The sequence below is a fragment of the Aerococcus sp. L_32 genome, assembly GCF_050689315.1.
In genome coordinates, this window is record NZ_JBOEQF010001084.1 from 1 (window position 1) to 624 (window position 624).

General features: G+C 42.1%; 1 protein-coding gene. It reads right to left on the reverse strand.

Features of this window, described 5'->3' with window-relative positions:
- Window positions 1-41 precede the first annotated feature (41 nt).
- A partial coding sequence (locus ACRCJ0_RS18295) for a DUF1129 domain-containing protein (protein WP_431391565.1) occupies window positions 42-624 on the reverse strand: 583 nt, incomplete at its 5' end.

A 624-nucleotide genomic window follows, 5' to 3' on the forward strand; every position in this document is an offset into this window, starting at 1 on the left:
TACCAAAAAAGCCTGCCAGAATAACTGACAGACTCATGTTTTTAGAACAAGGTATTTTGTACTTTGAATTCGCGTTTAAACCACCATCTGGCAGCTAAACCTAGGACTGCTAGAGCTAGGTAAGCGAATAATGGTAATTCTGGGTTAATACCCGCTGGCAAGAATTCAGTTAGAGAAATGAGTAGGATCCAAGCTAATAAAACAGCTACTGAAATTAAGATATACCGCATAGTGCCACGTTCTTTCTTCGGTTTAGACATATCAGGTTGGTTAGTCGTCAACACAGCCATAGCTAATCCCCCAATAATAAAGTTCAAGATTAGCGTGAATAAACCAGCCGGGCCTGAGCTCGCATTTTCAGAACCAATTAATAAGGTCAATCCAGAAATACCCGCGAATACACCACCAATCAATAAGCCACCTTCAACCCAGTAGTGCCAGAACGGGCTGTCGCCTGCTTGAACTGCCCCATTACCGTCGTTAGGGTTTTGGTGTAGTTCTTGGGCGTAAGTTGTTGGTGTGCCATATAATTGTTTGGCAGTAACCCCTTTGTCTTGCTCTTCAATAAGGGTATGTAACATTTGATTTTCTTTTAATTCGATATCGCCATCGTAACCTAAAGCG